The following is a 15404-nucleotide window of genomic DNA, read 5'->3' on the forward strand; positions in this document are numbered from 1 at the left end:
CGGTCAGTCGCCCCACCGGTCGCCGAAGCCGTGGCCGAGCTGCCGGGACAGCTCGGCGGCGGTGCGGCAGGCGGCGTCCGCGAGTTCACGGGTGCGGGTGTCGTCCAGGCGGAAGATTGGCCCGGAGATGCTGATCGCGGCGGTGACCCGGTCGTGCCGGTCGCGTACGGGGGCGGCCACCACCCGCAGCCCGTGCTCGCTCTCCTGGTCGTTGAGGGCCCAGCCCTGCTGCCGCACGGTGGCCATGTGCGCCACGAAGGTGTCCAGGTCGGTGATGGTGTTGCTGGTCAGCGCCCTGAGCGGCACGGTGGCGAGCAGGGCGCGCAGGGCGTCGTCGTCGTGGTCGACGAGCAGCGCCTTGCCGGCCGCGCTGCACCACAGCGGGATGCGCCGGCCGAGGCGGCTGACGAGCTGCACGTTGCGGGTGCCCTGCACGACGTAGAGCGAGATGGCGTCGGAGCCCTCCAGGACCGCGAGGTTGACGCTCTCGCCCTCGTGCTCGGCGAGCTGGTGCAACAGCGGACGGGCCAGCGCGTGCAGGTCGATGCCGGCGAGGAAGCGGGCGCCCAGCTCGAAGACGGCGACGCCGAGGCGGTAGGTGCCGTTCTCCTCGTTGCGTTGCAGGAAGCCGGCGTCGGCCAGCGCGCGGAACAGCCGGCTGGCCGTGGACTTGTGCAGGCCCAGCTCGCGGCTGACGTCGCTGACCTTGCGCTCGACGGCGTCACCCCGGAAGGCCAGCAGGACGCCCAGGGCGCGGTCCAGCGCCTGGGTGCCCGACTCGCGTGGGGCGGCGCCCTCGTCGGGCGTCGGGTCAGTGGCGTACGACATCTTGCTTCCCTGCCTTTCCGGCTGCTAGGTTTCATAATATAACTCTAGGACCACATGGTGGTCCACTCGACGGTGGTTCAACCCACGGTGGTCCACTCGCCCTGACCAGTCCAGGTCCACGCCGGCGGCAGATACGGACCGACACCGGAAATCAGTGAGGCACCCGCATGACTGTGAATCCGATCGACCTGGAAGTCGTCACCGAAAGTCTCATCTCGATCGTCCGCGAGATGCGACAGACGATCTTCCGTACCGCGCACTCGCCGGTGATCGCCGACGCCCAGGACTTCTCCTGCGCACTCTTCGACCCCTCGGGGCAGATGGTCGCCCAGGGCCGGGACATGCCGGGACACGTCATCGCCATGCCCGCCTCGGTGGCCGAGATCTTCGCCGACTTCGCCGCCGAGATGCGCCCCGGAGACCTCTACATCGTCAACGACCCGTACCGGGGCGGCAGCCACCTCAACGACGTCACCCTGATCAGCCCGGTCTTCGTCGAGGGGGAGCTGTTCCTCTTCCCCTGCGTCCGGATGCACTGGGCCGACATCGGCGGCATGACCCCCGGCAGCGTCTCCGGCCAGGCCACCGAGATCCTCCAGGAAGGGCTGCGGATCCCGCCGATCAAACTGATCGAGGCAGGCCGTCCCAACCGGGCCGCCTTCGACATCCTCTTCGCCAACGTCCGGATGGCCGAGGAACGCCGCGGCGACCTCGAATCCAGCATCGCCGCCTGCCACACCGCGCAACGACGGCTGACGGAACTCGTCGACCGCTGGGGCACCGGGCTGATCCTCGACTGCGTCGCGGCCAACATGGACCGCACCGAGCAGCGGCTGCGCGACATGATCCGGTCGCTGCCCGACGGCACCTACCTGTACGAGGACTACCTCGACCTCTACACCGACGGCGACTACGACGCCGCGATCGTGCGCTGCCGGCTGACCGTCGACGGCGACGAGATCGAAGCCGACTTCCGGGGCTCCTCCACCCAGGTCGCCGCCGTGGTCAACTCGTCGCGGGCGATGACCGTCGCCGGGGTGTTCATCGCCGTCAAGTCCGCCCTCGACCCCGGCGGGCTGGTCAACCACGGCGCGTTCCGGCCCCTGCGGGTGCGCACCGAGCCCGGCACGGTCGTCCACGTCAGCTACCCCGCCCCGGCCAACGCCCACAGCGAGGTCCGCAAGCGGGTCATCTCCGCCGTGATGGCCGCGCTGAGCCAGGTGGCACCCGACCTCATCGCCGCCGACCAGTTCGGCACCACCTTCCAGAACCTCATCGGCGGCGTGGACGAGCACACCGGCCAGCCCTACCTCTACTACGACTACCCGGCCGGCGGCAACGGCGGATTCCTCGAATCCGACGGCCCCAGCGCGATGAACCCGGTCGACCTCGGCGACATCTCCACCATCCAGTCCGTCGAGCGGCTGGAGACCGAGATCCCGATCCGGGTCGAGGCCTGCGAGCTGCGCGCCGGCTCCTGCGGAGACGGTACGCACCGCGGCGGCCTGGGCAGCCGGCGGGAGACCCGGCTGCTGGCCAGCGGCGGGGCGTACTCGGTGCAGACCGACCGCACCACCGTCCCCCCGTACGGGCTGCGCCACGGCGGCCCGGGCGCCCCGACGGTCACCCACCTGCGCCGCGCCGACGGCCGACGGGTCGACTTCGACACCCCCGGCAAGATCGCCGGCTTCCCCATGCGGGCCGGGGACGTGCTGGTCATGGAGTCCGCCGGCGGCGGCGGCTGGGGCGACCCGCTGGACCGCGAGCCCGACGCCGTCGCCGAGGACGTCCGGCAGGACTACCTGACCGGCGAGGAGGCCCGCCAGCGCTACGGCGTCGTCCTCGACGGCGACGGCGAAGCCGACCGCGCCGCCACCGCCGAGGAGCGGCAGCGGCTGCGCGCCGAGCGGAGCTGGCTGCGCCTCACCACCACCGACCGGCCCGCCTACACCGGCCGGCGCGGCCAGCGCCGGCTGGCCTACGTCGCGCCCGGCAGCGGCCTGGCCGAGGAGAGCCTCGTCGAACTGCACGGCGTGCACCCGGCGCCACTGCGGGCCTGGCTGCGGCACGACGCCGCGCTCGCCGCCGACGAGATAGCCCTCGACGACGACGGGATGCAGATCCTCGGCGGCACCGCCGAGCACCGCGCGTACGTGCGCGTCCTCACCGGGGAGGGGCGGTCGTGAGCAGGGTCTTCCGGGTGCCGGTGGCGACCACCAGGCCCCGCACCGGCGGCGGCGCCGGCAACGCCCCGGCCCCGCAGGCCGCGCCGGCCCGCGCCGGCATCGTCGCCGGCTGCCTCAGCCCACACCCGCCCCACCTGATCTACGCGGAGAACCCGCCGCAGAACGAGCCCCGCTCCACCGGCGGCTGGGAGACGCTGCGCTGGGCCTACGAGCGGCTGCGCAAGCGCATCCAGGAGGTGCACCGGCCCGACGTGCTGATCGTGCACGCCCCGCACTGGATCACGATGGTCGGCCACCACGTCAACTGCGCGCCCAACCCGCGCGGCATCTCCGTCGAGCCGATCTTCCCGCACCTCTTCCGCTACCGCTACGACTTCCGCACCGACGTCGAACTCGGCGAGGCCATCGTCGAGGAGGCCAGCGGCCTCGGCCTGGTCACCCGCGCGATGCGCGACCCCCGGGTACGCGTCGACTACGCCACCATCGGCGCCCTGCACCTGGCCAACCCCGCCTGGGACATCCCCGTGGTCTCCCTGTCGGCCAACAACAACCCGTACTTCTACTCCGACGCGGCGCTGGAGGAGATGGAGGTGCTCGGCGAGGCCACCCGCCGCGCCGTCGAGGCCACCGGCCGCCGCGCCGTGCTGCTCGCCTCCAACTCCCTGTCGCACCTGCACTGGCACGAGGAGCCGGCGCTGCCGGAGGACATGGAACGCGAACACCCGTACAACAACCACCAGTACCGGTGGGACATGAAGCTGCTCGAAGCGATCCGCCGGGGACCGACCGCCCCGCTGCGGGAACTCATCACCGAACACATCGAGGCGACCGCGTCGGAGACGAAGGCCGGCAGCCTCACCTGGCTGCTCGCCGCGATGGGCTGGCCCAAGGTCGCCGGTGACGTGCTCGGCTACGGCACGATCATCGGCACCGGAAACGCCGTCGTCGAGTGGCTGCCCGAGGGGAGCCCCCATGGCTGACCGGACCGGAATCGTCGCCGGCGCACTCGTGCCCGGCATGCCCCACCTGCTCGCGAAGGAACCCGCACCGAGCTGGGCGGCACTGGCCTCGGCCGCCCGCGACGTGGGCGAGCGCCTGCGCAGGCTGGAGCCCGACGTCGTCCTGCTGCTGTCCACCCAGTGGTTCACCGTCCTCGGCCATCAGTTCCAGTGCGACCCCAACCCGCGCGGCGAACACGTCGACGAGAACTGGTACGCCTACGACTACGGCCTGCTCCGCTACGACCTGCGCTTCGACGTGGAGTTCAGCGAGCGATGGGCCGACCGGGTGCAGGCCGACGGCAAGCAGGCGCGCCGCACCCGCTACGAGGGCTTCCCGATCGACGCCGGGACCATCGTCACCTCCGCGCTGCTCGACCCGGAGCGCAAGCTGCGCTGGGCGCAGGTCTCCTGCAACCTGTACGCCGACGCCGACACCCTCGCCGACGTCGGCCGGGCCGGTGCCGCCGCCGCCCGCGACGCCGGCGTACGCGCCGCAGTCGTGGTGGTGAGCGGCCTGTCCTCCGGACTGATCCAGCAGTGGATCGAACCCGCCCAGGACCACATCGGCACACCCGCGCACGAGCAGTGGAACACCCGCGTACTCGACCTGCTCACCGCCGGCAAGGTCGACGAGGCGCTCGCCATCCGCGAGGACTACGCCCGGCAGGCCCAGGCGGACAGCCAGTTCCGGGCCCTCGCGTTCGCCGCCGGCACCGGCGCCGCCAGCGGCCCGGCACAGCTGCACTCGTACGGCCCGATCTGGGGCACCGGCGCCGCCGTCCTGTCCTGGAACCTGCCCGAGCGTCCCTGACCGAAGCCGACCCGCAACCAGAGCAAGGAGCAGACATGCGAAACGTGGCCGTGGGCTTCGTCGAAGCCGAGGGTTACACCCCCATCTTCGACGCCGTCGACGCGATGGTGAAGGCCACCGAGGTCGAGGTGACGAAGGTCGTACGCCTCGGCGGCGGCATCGTCGCGGTCGCCGTGCGCGGCGACCTCGCCACCGTCGAGGAGGCGGTGGACATCGGCGAGGAGACCGCCCGGGCGCGCAGCCGCTCGGTGCGCTCGATCGTCTTCGCCAGCCCCTGCGACGCGGTGAGCGCGTTGGCCGCCGAGCCTGACCTCGTCGGCAACTGACAACCGGGTAAGGAGAATCAGCCATGTCCTCCGACATCGCGATCGGAATCGTCGAGACACGCGGCCTGGTGGCGCTCTCGGCGGGTATCGAAGCCATGATCAAGACCGCCGACGTCCGGTGCGTGGCCGTGGAACGGGTCACCAGCGGCTACCTCGCGGTCGCCGTCCGGGGCACCCTCGCCGCCGTACGCCAGGCAGTCTCCGCCGGCGAGGCCGCCATCCGCGCTCACGGCGAGCTGCGCAGCTCCCAGGTCTACCCGAAGCCCCACCCGACCACGGCGGCCCTGCTGGACGCGCCCGAACCGGCCCGCATCCGCGAGGTCATCGCCGGCCTGCGGGGAGAAACCGATGGTGCTCGGTGACGTCGTCGGCAAGGTGTGGGCCGACCGCATCCTGCCGGCGTTGCAGGGCAGGCGGCTCGTCCTGGTCCGCCCGCACGGCGACGGACCCGACCTGGTCGCCGTCGACCCCCTGAACGTCGGCGTCGGCACCACCGTCCTGGTCGTCACCGACGAGGCAGCCGCGGCCGTGACCGGCCAACCCACCGTGGACGCCGCCGTGGTCGCGCTCGTCGCCGACCCCGGCAGCGAGCGGACCGAACCCCGCACCTGAACCGGAAGGGACACCTGACGATGGCCGAGTCATCCTGGCCGGTGAGTCTGCGCGACGGCCACCCGGGCGCCGACCCGCCGACCCTGCGCAACTTCGTGGGCGGTGAGTTCGTCGAGGGCGGGCGGCGGTTCACGAAGCGCAGTCCGGTCACCGGTGAGCCGGTCTTCGAGGTGGTGGAGGCCGACCAGGGGTGTGTGGACGACGCCGTCGCCGCCGCGCGGGCGGCGTTGCGGGGGCCGTGGGGTCGGATGGGGGAGCGCGAGCGCGCGGAGGTGTTGCGTCGGGTCGCCGTCGAGTTGGAGCGTCGTTTCGAGGATCTGGTGACCGCCGAGGTGGCGGATACCGGCAAGTCGATCTCGCAGGCGCGGACGTTGGACATTCCGCGTGGTGCGGCGAACTTCCGTGCGTTCGCGGAGATCGTGGCGACGGCGCCGACGGAGTCGTTCACGACGGTCACCCCGTCCGGCGGTCGGGCGCTGAACTATGCGGTGCGTAAGCCGGTGGGTGTGGTGGCGGTGATCGTGCCGTGGAACCTGCCGCTGCTGCTGCTCACCTGGAAGGTGGCTCCCGCGCTGGCGTGCGGTAATGCCGTGATCGTGAAGCCGAGTGAGGAGACGCCGGCCTCGGCGACGTTGCTCGCCGAGGTGATGGCTGCCGCCGGGGTGCCCGACGGTGTGTTCAATCTGGTGCACGGCTTCGGTCCGGATTCGGCCGGCGAGTTCCTGACCCGGCATCCGGATGTCGACGCGATCACGTTCACCGGTGAGTCGTCGACCGGCAGCGCCATCATGCGGGCGGCGGCCGATGGGGTGCGGCCGGTGTCGTTCGAGTTGGGTGGGAAGAACGCGGGGCTGGTGTTCGCGGACGCGGATCTGGACGCGGCGGTGGCGGGTTCGGTGCGGTCGAGTTTCACCAATGGTGGTCAGGTGTGTCTGTGTACCGAGCGGATCTATGTGCAGCGGCCGGTGTTCGAGGAGTTCACGGCCCGGCTCGCGCAGCGGGCTGGTGAGCTGTCGTTCGGATGGCCTGCCGACGAGGCCACGGTGAACATGCCGCTGATCTCGCATCAGCACCGCGACAAGGTGCTCGGTTATTACGACCTGGCTCGTGGTGAGGGCGCCGAGGTGTTGGCCGGGGGCGGTGTGCCGCGTTTCGGTGATGCGCGTGATGGTGGTGCGTATGTGCAGCCGACGGTGTTGACCGGGCTCGCTGCGGATGCGCGGACCAACACCGAGGAGATCTTCGGCCCGGTGGTGCACGTCGCCCCCTTCGATGATGAGGATGAGGCGTTCGCGTTGGCCAATGGCACGGAGTACGGGTTGGCGGCGGCGGTGTGGACGCGGGATGTGGGTCGGGCGCACCGGGCCGGTATGGGGTTGGACGCGGGCATCGTGTGGGTAAACACGTGGTTCCTGCGGGATCTGCGGACGCCGTTCGGTGGGGTGAAGGCGTCCGGGATCGGGCGCGAGGGTGGCGTGCACTCCCTGGATTTCTATTCCGAGTTGACCAACGTCTGCGTGGACCTGACATGAGCGCGATGGAGTCGGCGGCCGCCGAACTGTTCCAGGCGCGGGAGAGCGGTAGACCGTGTGCGCCGCTGCGGGGGCGGTTGTTGCCGGAGGGCGACGTCGACACGGCGTACCAGGTGCAGCAGCTCCAGGTCCGGCAGTGGCTGGACGCCGGGCATCGGCGGGTGGGTGCGAAGATCGGGTTGACATCGCGGGCGGTGCAGGAGAGCTTCGGTGTGTTCCAGCCGGATTTCGGGGTGCTGCTCGATGACATGGCGGTGCCCGATGGGGCCGAGGTGCCGATGGGCCGGCTGCTCCAGCCCCGGGTGGAGGCGGAGGTCGCGTTCGTGCTGGGCGCGGACCTGCCGGACGAGCGGATCACGAGTGCGGACGTGATCCGGGCGGTCGATCATCTGTTGCCGGCGATCGAGATCGTGGATTCGCGGGTGGCGGGGTGGGACATCTCGATCGTGGACACGGTGGCGGACAACGCCTCCAGCGGCCTGTTCGTGTTGGGCACCACGCCGCGCCGGCTTTCCGACGTGGACCTGCGGCTGTGCGGGATGGTTCTCGAACAGGCTGGTGAGCCGGTGTCGGTGGGGGCGGGCGCGGCGTGTCTGGGCAATCCGTTGCACGCGGTGCAGTGGCTGGCGCAGACCCTCGCACGTTCCGGTGACCCGCTGCGCGCGGGTGACGTGGTGCTGTCCGGCGCGCTCGGTCCGATGGTGCCGGTGACGGCGGGCGCGGCGTACGAGGCGCGGATCTCGGGCCTGGGTTCCGTGCGTACCTGCTTCTCGGAGGTGGCGGCGTGAGTGCGCAGGTTGCTCTGGCGACCGTCGCGGTTCCGGGCGAGGGGGAGGAGTCGTGATCGTGCGGGTTGAGTTGGCGACTGGTGCGGCCTTCGGTGACAGGGGTGCGTTATGAGCGTCGGGGTGGCGGTGATTGGGTCGGGCAACATCGGCACCGATCTGATGATCAAGGTGCTGCGGTTGTCGGAGTCGCTGCGGATGGTGGCGATGGTCGGCATCGACCCCGATTCCGACGGGTTGGCGCGGGCGCGGCGGTTGGGTGTGGCGACGACCGCTGAGGGTGTCGACGGTCTGGTGGCGATGCCGGAGTTTGCGGATGTGGAGTTGGTGTTCGATGCGACGTCGGCGGGCGCGCACCGGCGTAACGACGCGGTGCTGGCGGCGCACGGTCGCCTCGTGGTGGACCTGACGCCGGCGGCGATCGGTCCGTATGTGGTGCCGCCGGTGAACCTGGACGAGCATCTGCACCAGCGCAACGTGAACATGGTGACCTGTGGTGGGCAGGCGACCGTGCCGATCGTCGCGGCGGTGGGTCGGGTGACGCCGGTGGTGTACGGGGAGATCGTGGCGTCGATCGCGTCGAGGTCGGCGGGGCCGGGGACGCGGGCGAACATCGACGAGTTCACGGAGACGACGGCGCGGGCGATCGAGGTGGTCGGTGGCGCGCAGCGTGGTAAGGCGATCATCGTGTTGAATCCGGCGGATCCGCCGTTGTTGATGCGTGACACGGTGTACTGCCTGTGCGAGGACGCCGATGCCGATCGGGCGGCGATCGCCGACTCGGTGGCGCGCATGGTAGCGGCGGTGCAGGAGTACGTGCCGGGGTACCGCCTGAAGCAGGACGTGCAGTTCGACCGGGTGGATGCGTACGTGCCGTCGTTGGGTCGGCGTCTGCGCGGGTTGCAGGTGTCGGTGTTCCTGGAGGTTTCCGGCGCGGGCCATTATCTGCCGGCGTACGCGGGGAATCTGGACATCATGACGTCGGCGGCCCTGCGTACGGCGGAGCGGCTGGTCGGGCTGCGATCGGCAGCGACCGGCCATGACAACGCGGGCCGCGACGGCGCTGATGGTGACAGCGCGGGCCATGGCGGCGCTGGTGGCGATGGCGTGGGTCGGGACGTCGTGGAGGTGACCCGGTGACTGATCTGTACATCCAGGACGTGACGTTGCGCGACGGCATGCACGCCGTGGCCCACCGGTACACGGTCGAGCAGGTCCGCACCATCGCGGCGGCGCTCGACGCCGCCGGGGTGGCGGCGATCGAGGTGGCGCACGGCGACGGCCTGGCGGGGTCGAGTGTGAACTACGGCCATGGTGCGGCCAGTGACGCCGACTGGATTTCGGCGGCGGCCGAGGTGATGACGAACGCGAAGCTCACCACGTTGCTGTTGCCGGGGATCGGCACGATCGCGGACTTGAAGGCGGCGAAGGCGCTCGGCGTGACGAGTGTGCGCATCGCGACGCACTGCACGGAGGCGGACATCTCGGCGCAGCACATTGCGTGGGCGCGGGAGAACGGCATGGACGTGTCCGGGTTCCTGATGATGTCGCACATGAACGACCCGGCCGCTCTGGCGGGGCAGGCGAAGTTGATGGAGTCGTACGGGGCGCACTGCGTCTACGTCACCGACTCCGGCGGCCGGCTGCTCATGTCCGATGTGGCGCAGCGGGTGGACGCCTACCGGCAGGTGTTGGAGCCGACCACGCAGATCGGCATCCACGCCCACCACAACCTGTCATTGGGTGTCGCCAACAGCGTGATTGCCGTCGAGCACGGCCGCATCCTCGGCGACGCCGCCGCAAGCGCTCAGGCGAGCCATGGGCGCACGGTGCGGGTCGACGCGTCCCTGGCTGGGCAGGGCGCGGGGGCGGGCAACGCGCCGTTGGAGGTGTTCGTCGCCGTCGCCGAGTTGCACGGGTGGGAGCACGGCTGTGACGTGTTCGCGTTGATGGACGCCGCCGACGACATCGTGCGTCCGTTGCAGGACCGGCCGGTGCAGGTCGACCGGGAAACCCTGTCCCTCGGCTACGCGGGGGTGTATTCGAGTTTCCTGCGGCACGCGGAGCGGGCCTCGGACAAGTACGGGGTGGACGTGCGCTCGATCCTCGTGGAGTTGGGCCGCCGCCGCATGGTCGGCGGGCAGGAAGACATGATCGTGGACGTGGCACTGGACCTCGCCGGCAAGGAGACATCATGATCGGGCCGGACACCGCCGGTATCGCCGAGCGCCTCGGCGCGGCGGCCGACACCGCCACCGCCATCCCGCAGCTTGCTGCGGAGACGGGTCTGGACGTGGATGCGGCGTACGGGGTGCAGACGGCGTTGATCCAGCGTCGCCTCGACCGGGGCGAGCGTCTGGTCGGGTTGAAGATGGGCCTGACCAGCAAGGCGAAGATGGCGCAGGTCGGCGTGGACGAGGTCATCTGGGGCCGCCTCACCGACACCATGCGCATCCCCGACGGCGGCACCATCGACCCCACCGCCTTCATCCACCCGCGTGTCGAACCGGAGGTGGCGTTCCTGCTCGACCGGCTGCCCGAGCCGGGCGAGCCCGTCGGGGACTTCACCGACGCCGTACGCGCGGTCGCCCCGGCCATCGAGGTCATCGACTCGCGGTACGCGAACTTCACGTTCTCCCTGCCGGATGTGGTCGCCGACAACACCTCTGCCGCCGCCTTCGTCATCGGCCCCTGGTCGCCGGTGCCCGACGGCCTGGACAACCTCGGGGTGCTGCTGGAGATTGACGGACGGGTGGCGCAGGTCGGCTCGACCGCCGCGATCCTCGGCGACCCTCGCCGCGCACTCGACGAAGGCATCCGCCTCGCCGGCCGCCACGGCGTGCGCCTGCGCGAGGGCTGGGTGTTCCTCGCCGGCGCCGCCACCGCCGCCGTGCCCCTGAAACCCGGCGCCCACGTCCGCGCCGTCGTCGAACACCTCGGCACCACCTCCCTGCGAGCATCGGCATGACCGGGCAGGCGCACGTCGTGGCCGGCAAGGCCGTACCCCGGGGCGCGTTCCCGCACGTGAAGGTCGCCGGCGGGTTCGTCTTCGTCTCCGGCACCTCCAGCCGCCGCCCCGACAACACCTTCGCCGGCGTCGAGGTCGACGAGTTGGGCACGACGAACCTCGACATCCGCGTGCAGACCAGGGCCGTCATCGACAACATCGCCGATCTGTTGAAGACAGTCGGCGCCGACCTGAACGACCTCGTGCAGGTCACCACCTACCTCGTCAACATGAACGACTTCGGCGGCTACAACCAGGTCTGGGCCGAGTACTTCGACGCCACCGGACCCACCCGCACCACCGTCGCCGTGCACCAACTACCCCACCCGCACCTGCTCATCGAGATCCAGGCAGTGGCCGTACTGCCCTGACGGGAGGTGGACAAGGGGCCGCACGTGCGACCGTCGCGAGCGGCGCGTCAGGGCGATCCGAAGCTTCCGGCGGACGACGTGGCTTCGTAGACCGTCTCCAGACCCCGCTTCACGCGGACCAACGAGGTCAGCCACTCCTGGGTCTCCGGGTCGGTCGAATAGAGCAGCGTGCCACGCATGCCCCGGGTCATCAGCACCTTGTAGGTGTTGCGGATCAGCCGGTCCGCTTCGACATCGCTGAGCGTCTTGCGGCTGCGGAACGCCGGGTCCTTCGACTCGGAACGTCGGGTGACCAACTGGCCGCCGCGGGCGACCAGGTCCGGGCCGATGATGACGCCCGACCACTCGTACTCGAAGCCCTGGGCGGTGTAGACGCAGCCCACCTGGCCGAACCCGTGCGGGTCGGTGGCCCAGAACGCGCTGCCCGGCGCCTCGCCAACGCTGCGGTCGCTCTTGACGTTCCACGGCCGGGCCCAACTGCCCACCTGGACGTCAGGAACGAGGGTGTCATCCGGGCGCGGATCGCTCCACGGCCAGCAGTATCCCGCCGACATCCGTGCCGTTTCCCCGGCGGCCTGTTTCCCGGCGAGGAACGCCTCCAACTCCTCCGGCGAGTCAGCGAGCCGAAGGTCGAAGCGGCCGTCGCCGGTCCAGACCGTCGGCTCGCCACCCTCGAGGCCCAGGAGATCGAGCACCCACTTCTCGTACGCCTCGCTGCCGCCGCAGCGGAACTGGTCGTGCAGCGAGACCACCTCGACCTCCAAGCCGAGTTGCTCGGCATATCGGGAGATGACATCGACGCTGCCGAGTTCTCCTGGCTTCACGACCTGGTGCTCATCGAGCAGGAACACCGGCACCCGTGCGGCGGCGATCAGTTCGTCGACCTGCGGACGGGCCTTGTCGCGCTTTGCCTTGGGCGTGAACCTGTTGACCGACGTCTCTCGGATCCGGTGCGCCTCGTCGCAGATCAGCACGTCGAACCCGTTGCGTTCCGCTGTCATGAAGCTGTTGAAGTAGGCGAACAGGTTCTTGATACGGGTTGATCCCTTGCCGGCGTACCGGCGCAGCGTCTGGGTGAACGACCGTGAGCCGGTGGCGTGCATGACCGATCGGTTCTGTCGGGCCAGTTCGCCGAGCACCGACAGGGCGATCACGCTCTTGCCGCTGCCCGGCCCGCCGGCGACGACCACGACCGACTTGCGGTCCGCCGACCGGGCACGCTCCACCGCGTGCAGGACCAACTCGTACGCCAGGCGCTGGTCGTCCAACAACGTGAAGTGCGACCTTTCCTTCAGCTCCTGGGCCGCGTACGACAGGAGGTGTTTGCTGGGTCGAACGGAGCTGGTGAGGAAACGGTCCGCTGCGGCCGCGCCCGGAGCGGGTGCGAGGTGCGTGCGGAGGTAGTCGAGGAACTGGCCGCGGCGTTGTTTGGTGAAGATCCGGCTCTGCTCGGTGGGACGGCGCGCGAACAGGTCGTTGACGTCGCGATCCCCGGCGTTGTGCAGGTACGCGGCACCCCGCACAGGATTACGCCGGTCGGCGAGGACACCGAGAAAGTCCGTGAGGTACTCGCAGTAGTCGCCGACCTGCGCGCCCGGGTGCAGCCGTGGGCCTCGGGCGTGCTCGACCAGGACGAGTCGGTCCGAGCCCTCGTAGGACTCGGCCTGGGACCACTGCTTCAGCTCCACCACCACGTAGGAGTCCTCGGCGGTCCGCGGATCGACGCCGGCGAGTACGACGTCCACACGCTTGCTCGTCAGGGGAAGCTGGTACTCGACCAGGACCTCGACCTGCCCCAACCCCGCGTCGGCGAGATCCTGGCCGAGCACCAGGAGGCTGCGGGACCAGGAACGCCGTTCACTCGGGCTCACGTGGTGGCGGAGGTTCTCGGCGATCCGATCAGCCAAAGTGCCGTTGGTGGCCAGTCGGAGCAGACCATCGGCGGAGGTACGGAACGCTGACAACACTTGCCCCCGGGCAGCACGAAATGATCGTGCGCATGGGGGGCGTGTCCGGCCACAGCCGGAAGCCCGTCGTTACGCGCCTGTATGAGGGGACTGTAGCGAAGAGATCAACTCATCGCCACAATCAGGACCGAGGCTTTGCGACCGAGCCCTTCGCCCGCTCTACCGGATAGCGGACGGCCACCTCATCGAGTTTGGTCATGGCAGCCTCGACGAGGTCGATATCGAGCACGTCGGCCAGTCGCGTCAGATAGACCATGACGTCGCCGATCTCGGCCTTGACCCGGGCACCGGCCTCCGGGTCGGACATGACCTCAGCGGCCTGTTCGGGCGTCAGCCACTGGAACTCGGCGAGCAGTTCACCCACCTCGCCGGCAAGCGCCATGGCCAGGTTCTTGGGCGTGTGGAACTGTTGCCAATCGCGCTCGTCCGCGAACGCACGTAAGCGTGCCGTCAGGAGATCCATTCGCGTGATCCTTCCACGCCAGGCGTGACTCGTCATATGTCGTGGCGCCTGGCGGCCCTCATGCGACGTCGACCAGGCCGGCGGCACTGACGAACGCAGAACGGTCGGGTTCCGTGAACCACGGAACCCGACCGTTCTGTCACAGGCTGACGACCGCGTCCTCGGCGAGCGTGAAGAGCCCCGCATCGAAGGTGATGGTTTTCAACTTCGTGCCCCTGGGCACGTCGAAGAAGACGTTGGCGCGTACGGAGTTGCCAGGGTTGATCTCGTCGAGGAAACCGCGGGCGTCGTCGTTGCCGTACATCCCGGCTGTGCCGTCGGCGTCGTACTCGCGGCCAGCGGCATCTTGAACGGTCACCGTGCCGTCGGCGTGGAAGAGGTGAGCCGACTTGGTGACGTTCTTGACGGAGATACTCACGCGGCAGTACGTGCCCTGGGCCTTACGGTTGAGGAACGAGTCGCCCACCCGCGAGATGCCGCACTTGACGCTGTTGACGGTGAACTCGAAGTCGCCGCCGCGAACCTTGTCACCAACGCGGTACACCTCCGGGCCGGTCGGCTTCGCTGGGCTCGGCTTCGCCGGAGCTGCGGCCGGCGGGGTCGTGGCGGCCGACGGTGCGGGTGCCGACTTGGCCGGGGATGCGTCAGCCGCTGCGGCGGTCGGCTCCGCGCTCGACGACACGCTTGTTGGCTCGGGGTCACCGAGGATCGCGCCGACCATGCCGACGCCGCAGCACAGCGCAACCACGGCGCCGAGACCGATGAGCGTGGGAATCAGCCAGGAGGGCCGCTTCCGTGGAACCGGCGCGGCCGGGTACGCCGCAGTCGGCGGCGGGCCGTAGGGCGGGGGCCCGTTGTCGGGCTGGCCTGCGTACGGCTGGTTCTGGCTCGGCTGGCCAGGATCGGTCATGCTTCTGTCCCCACAGGTAGTCCGCGCGGCACCCACCGCGCGAGTCCTGTGAACGGTACTGAGGTAGCCGTGACGAATTCGATCACTGTCAGGTCGACGACAACGCCCTGGGCCCGAAGTGGCCGGCCGGCCTGCTGGCGGCCGATCACGGTGAGCCGGTGGCTACCGAATAGAGGCAGCAACCCTCTGATCGGGGAAGGCCGCTGCAACGAATACATCGCGCTGCCGCCCAAAGTGAGGAGGCGCTACCCTCCGTCAAGTCAGTCTCGTTGCTCCTTGTCGAAACCGAGGCGCGTCACCGTCACGAACCTGGCCCAGACGGCCGGTGCGAACGTCAGAACAGCACCGCGCTCGTCCTTGGAGTCGCGCACGGCGACGAGGTGGGGGAGGTTGGTCGCCATCTCGACGCAGGCGCCGCAAGCTACTGACCGAGTTGAGCACCCATGACTACCGAGTCGCTGATGCTCCGCGGGAGCACCGCCTCCGACAGCAGGTACATCAAGTCGGGAAACCGCCGGCAAGCGTCGAACGAGTAGGGACTGCTGCTGGAGGCGGACCTGGACTGCCTGCTCGTGCTCCTCGTTACTTCAGCCTTCCGCCGGTAG

At 69.9% G+C, this 15404-nt stretch carries 16 protein-coding genes and 1 pseudogene; 12 read left to right on the plus strand and 5 right to left on the minus strand.

Annotated elements, in window-relative coordinates:
* Window positions 1-3: 3 nt before the first annotated feature.
* On the minus strand, window positions 4-828 hold the full coding sequence (locus AC0OO9_RS28940) for an IclR family transcriptional regulator (RefSeq protein ID WP_421449559.1): 825 nt from the start codon (window positions 826-828) through the stop codon (window positions 4-6).
* A 167-nt stretch (window positions 829-995) separates the two neighbouring features.
* Between AC0OO9_RS28940 and AC0OO9_RS28945 the strand changes: the two genes are divergently transcribed.
* The 12 genes and pseudogenes from AC0OO9_RS28945 to AC0OO9_RS29000 all read left to right on the plus strand — a co-directional run bounded on the left by AC0OO9_RS28945 (window position 996) and on the right by AC0OO9_RS29000 (window position 11459).
* Entirely contained in the window at window positions 996-3014 is a 2019-nt protein-coding gene (locus AC0OO9_RS28945; protein WP_484513835.1) for a hydantoinase B/oxoprolinase family protein, read from the plus strand.
* On the plus strand, window positions 3011-3994 hold the full coding sequence (locus AC0OO9_RS28950) for a DODA-type extradiol aromatic ring-opening family dioxygenase (protein ID WP_132239083.1): 984 nt from the start codon (window positions 3011-3013) through the stop codon (window positions 3992-3994). The genes AC0OO9_RS28945 and AC0OO9_RS28950 overlap by 4 nt, the downstream gene beginning before the upstream one ends.
* Entirely contained in the window at window positions 3987-4826 is an 840-nt protein-coding gene (locus tag AC0OO9_RS28955; protein ID WP_484513837.1) for a DODA-type extradiol aromatic ring-opening family dioxygenase, read from the plus strand. Before AC0OO9_RS28950 ends, AC0OO9_RS28955 begins: the two co-directional genes overlap by 8 nt.
* A 35-nt stretch (window positions 4827-4861) precedes the next feature.
* Window positions 4862-5152 carry a BMC domain-containing protein gene (locus tag AC0OO9_RS28960; protein WP_393403065.1) on the plus strand — a complete coding sequence of 97 codons (291 nt, stop codon included), beginning with the start codon at window positions 4862-4864 and terminating at the stop codon, window positions 5150-5152.
* A 23-nt stretch (window positions 5153-5175) separates the two neighbouring features.
* Window positions 5176-5514 carry a BMC domain-containing protein gene (locus AC0OO9_RS28965; protein ID WP_089000517.1) on the plus strand — a complete coding sequence of 113 codons (339 nt, stop codon included), beginning with the start codon at window positions 5176-5178 and terminating at the stop codon, window positions 5512-5514.
* Entirely contained in the window at window positions 5501-5764 is a 264-nt protein-coding gene (locus AC0OO9_RS28970) for a EutN/CcmL family microcompartment protein (protein WP_393403062.1), read from the plus strand. The genes AC0OO9_RS28965 and AC0OO9_RS28970 overlap by 14 nt, the downstream gene beginning before the upstream one ends.
* A gap of 20 nt (window positions 5765-5784) precedes the next feature.
* On the plus strand, window positions 5785-7296 hold the full coding sequence (locus AC0OO9_RS28975; RefSeq protein WP_484513839.1) for a 2-hydroxymuconic semialdehyde dehydrogenase: 1512 nt from the start codon (window positions 5785-5787) through the stop codon (window positions 7294-7296).
* On the plus strand, window positions 7293-8084 hold the full coding sequence (locus AC0OO9_RS28980) for a 2-keto-4-pentenoate hydratase (protein ID WP_484513840.1): 792 nt from the start codon (window positions 7293-7295) through the stop codon (window positions 8082-8084). Before AC0OO9_RS28975 ends, AC0OO9_RS28980 begins: the two co-directional genes overlap by 4 nt.
* A gap of 108 nt (window positions 8085-8192) precedes the next feature.
* Window positions 8193-9107 (plus strand): annotated as a pseudogene (locus AC0OO9_RS28985) (acetaldehyde dehydrogenase (acetylating)); the annotation flags it as partial.
* Between the two features lie 110 nt (window positions 9108-9217).
* Window positions 9218-10279 (plus strand): 4-hydroxy-2-oxovalerate aldolase, encoded by a 1062-nt coding sequence (gene dmpG, locus AC0OO9_RS28990; protein ID WP_484513841.1) that lies wholly within the window; start codon window positions 9218-9220, stop codon window positions 10277-10279.
* Window positions 10276-11049 (plus strand): 2-keto-4-pentenoate hydratase, encoded by a 774-nt coding sequence (locus AC0OO9_RS28995; protein WP_484513843.1) that lies wholly within the window; start codon window positions 10276-10278, stop codon window positions 11047-11049. The genes dmpG and AC0OO9_RS28995 overlap by 4 nt, the downstream gene beginning before the upstream one ends.
* Window positions 11046-11459: a RidA family protein gene (locus AC0OO9_RS29000; protein ID WP_484513845.1), complete on the plus strand. Its 414-nt coding sequence runs from the start codon at window positions 11046-11048 to the stop codon at window positions 11457-11459. The genes AC0OO9_RS28995 and AC0OO9_RS29000 overlap by 4 nt, the downstream gene beginning before the upstream one ends.
* A gap of 47 nt (window positions 11460-11506) precedes the next feature.
* Here the strand turns inward: AC0OO9_RS29000 and AC0OO9_RS29005 are convergent, their stop codons facing one another.
* From AC0OO9_RS29005 to AC0OO9_RS29020, 4 genes are all read right to left on the minus strand, one after another.
* Complete coding sequence (locus AC0OO9_RS29005) at window positions 11507-13366, minus strand: DNA/RNA helicase domain-containing protein (protein ID WP_484513847.1); 1860 nt, start codon at window positions 13364-13366, stop codon at window positions 11507-11509.
* A 181-nt stretch (window positions 13367-13547) separates the two neighbouring features.
* On the minus strand, window positions 13548-13889 hold the full coding sequence (locus tag AC0OO9_RS29010; RefSeq protein ID WP_484513848.1) for a nucleotide pyrophosphohydrolase: 342 nt from the start codon (window positions 13887-13889) through the stop codon (window positions 13548-13550).
* A 139-nt stretch (window positions 13890-14028) separates the two neighbouring features.
* Window positions 14029-14835 carry a DUF4352 domain-containing protein gene (locus tag AC0OO9_RS29015; RefSeq protein WP_484513849.1) on the minus strand — a complete coding sequence of 269 codons (807 nt, stop codon included), beginning with the start codon at window positions 14833-14835 and terminating at the stop codon, window positions 14029-14031.
* A 224-nt stretch (window positions 14836-15059) separates the two neighbouring features.
* Window positions 15060-15200, minus strand: coding sequence for a DUF397 domain-containing protein (locus AC0OO9_RS29020; RefSeq protein WP_484513851.1), 141 nt, complete (start codon window positions 15198-15200; stop codon window positions 15060-15062).
* Between the last annotated feature and the right edge of the window lie 204 nt (window positions 15201-15404).

The organism is Micromonospora sp. USAFONa4, from assembly GCF_057197825.1.

What these genes read in the sequence shown, in the direction of transcription:
- AC0OO9_RS28965 (WP_089000517.1), top strand. Translation starts at nt 5,176, where the DNA reads ATGTCCTCCGACATCGCGATCGGAATCGTCGAGACACGCGGCCTGGTG.
- AC0OO9_RS29020 (WP_484513851.1), bottom strand. Translation starts at nt 15,200, where the DNA reads ATGGCGACCAACCTCCCCCACCTCGTCGCCGTGCGCGACTCCAAGGAC.
- AC0OO9_RS28975 (WP_484513839.1), top strand. Translation starts at nt 5,785, where the DNA reads ATGGCCGAGTCATCCTGGCCGGTGAGTCTGCGCGACGGCCACCCGGGC.
- AC0OO9_RS29000 (WP_484513845.1), top strand. Translation starts at nt 11,046, where the DNA reads ATGACCGGGCAGGCGCACGTCGTGGCCGGCAAGGCCGTACCCCGGGGC.
- AC0OO9_RS28995 (WP_484513843.1), top strand. Translation starts at nt 10,276, where the DNA reads ATGATCGGGCCGGACACCGCCGGTATCGCCGAGCGCCTCGGCGCGGCG.
- AC0OO9_RS29010 (WP_484513848.1), bottom strand. Translation starts at nt 13,889, where the DNA reads ATGGATCTCCTGACGGCACGCTTACGTGCGTTCGCGGACGAGCGCGAT.
- AC0OO9_RS28970 (WP_393403062.1), top strand. Translation starts at nt 5,501, where the DNA reads ATGGTGCTCGGTGACGTCGTCGGCAAGGTGTGGGCCGACCGCATCCTG.
- AC0OO9_RS28980 (WP_484513840.1), top strand. Translation starts at nt 7,293, where the DNA reads ATGAGCGCGATGGAGTCGGCGGCCGCCGAACTGTTCCAGGCGCGGGAG.
- AC0OO9_RS28955 (WP_484513837.1), top strand. Translation starts at nt 3,987, where the DNA reads ATGGCTGACCGGACCGGAATCGTCGCCGGCGCACTCGTGCCCGGCATG.
- AC0OO9_RS28940 (WP_421449559.1), bottom strand. Translation starts at nt 828, where the DNA reads ATGTCGTACGCCACTGACCCGACGCCCGACGAGGGCGCCGCCCCACGC.
- AC0OO9_RS28945 (WP_484513835.1), top strand. Translation starts at nt 996, where the DNA reads ATGACTGTGAATCCGATCGACCTGGAAGTCGTCACCGAAAGTCTCATC.
- AC0OO9_RS28960 (WP_393403065.1), top strand. Translation starts at nt 4,862, where the DNA reads ATGCGAAACGTGGCCGTGGGCTTCGTCGAAGCCGAGGGTTACACCCCC.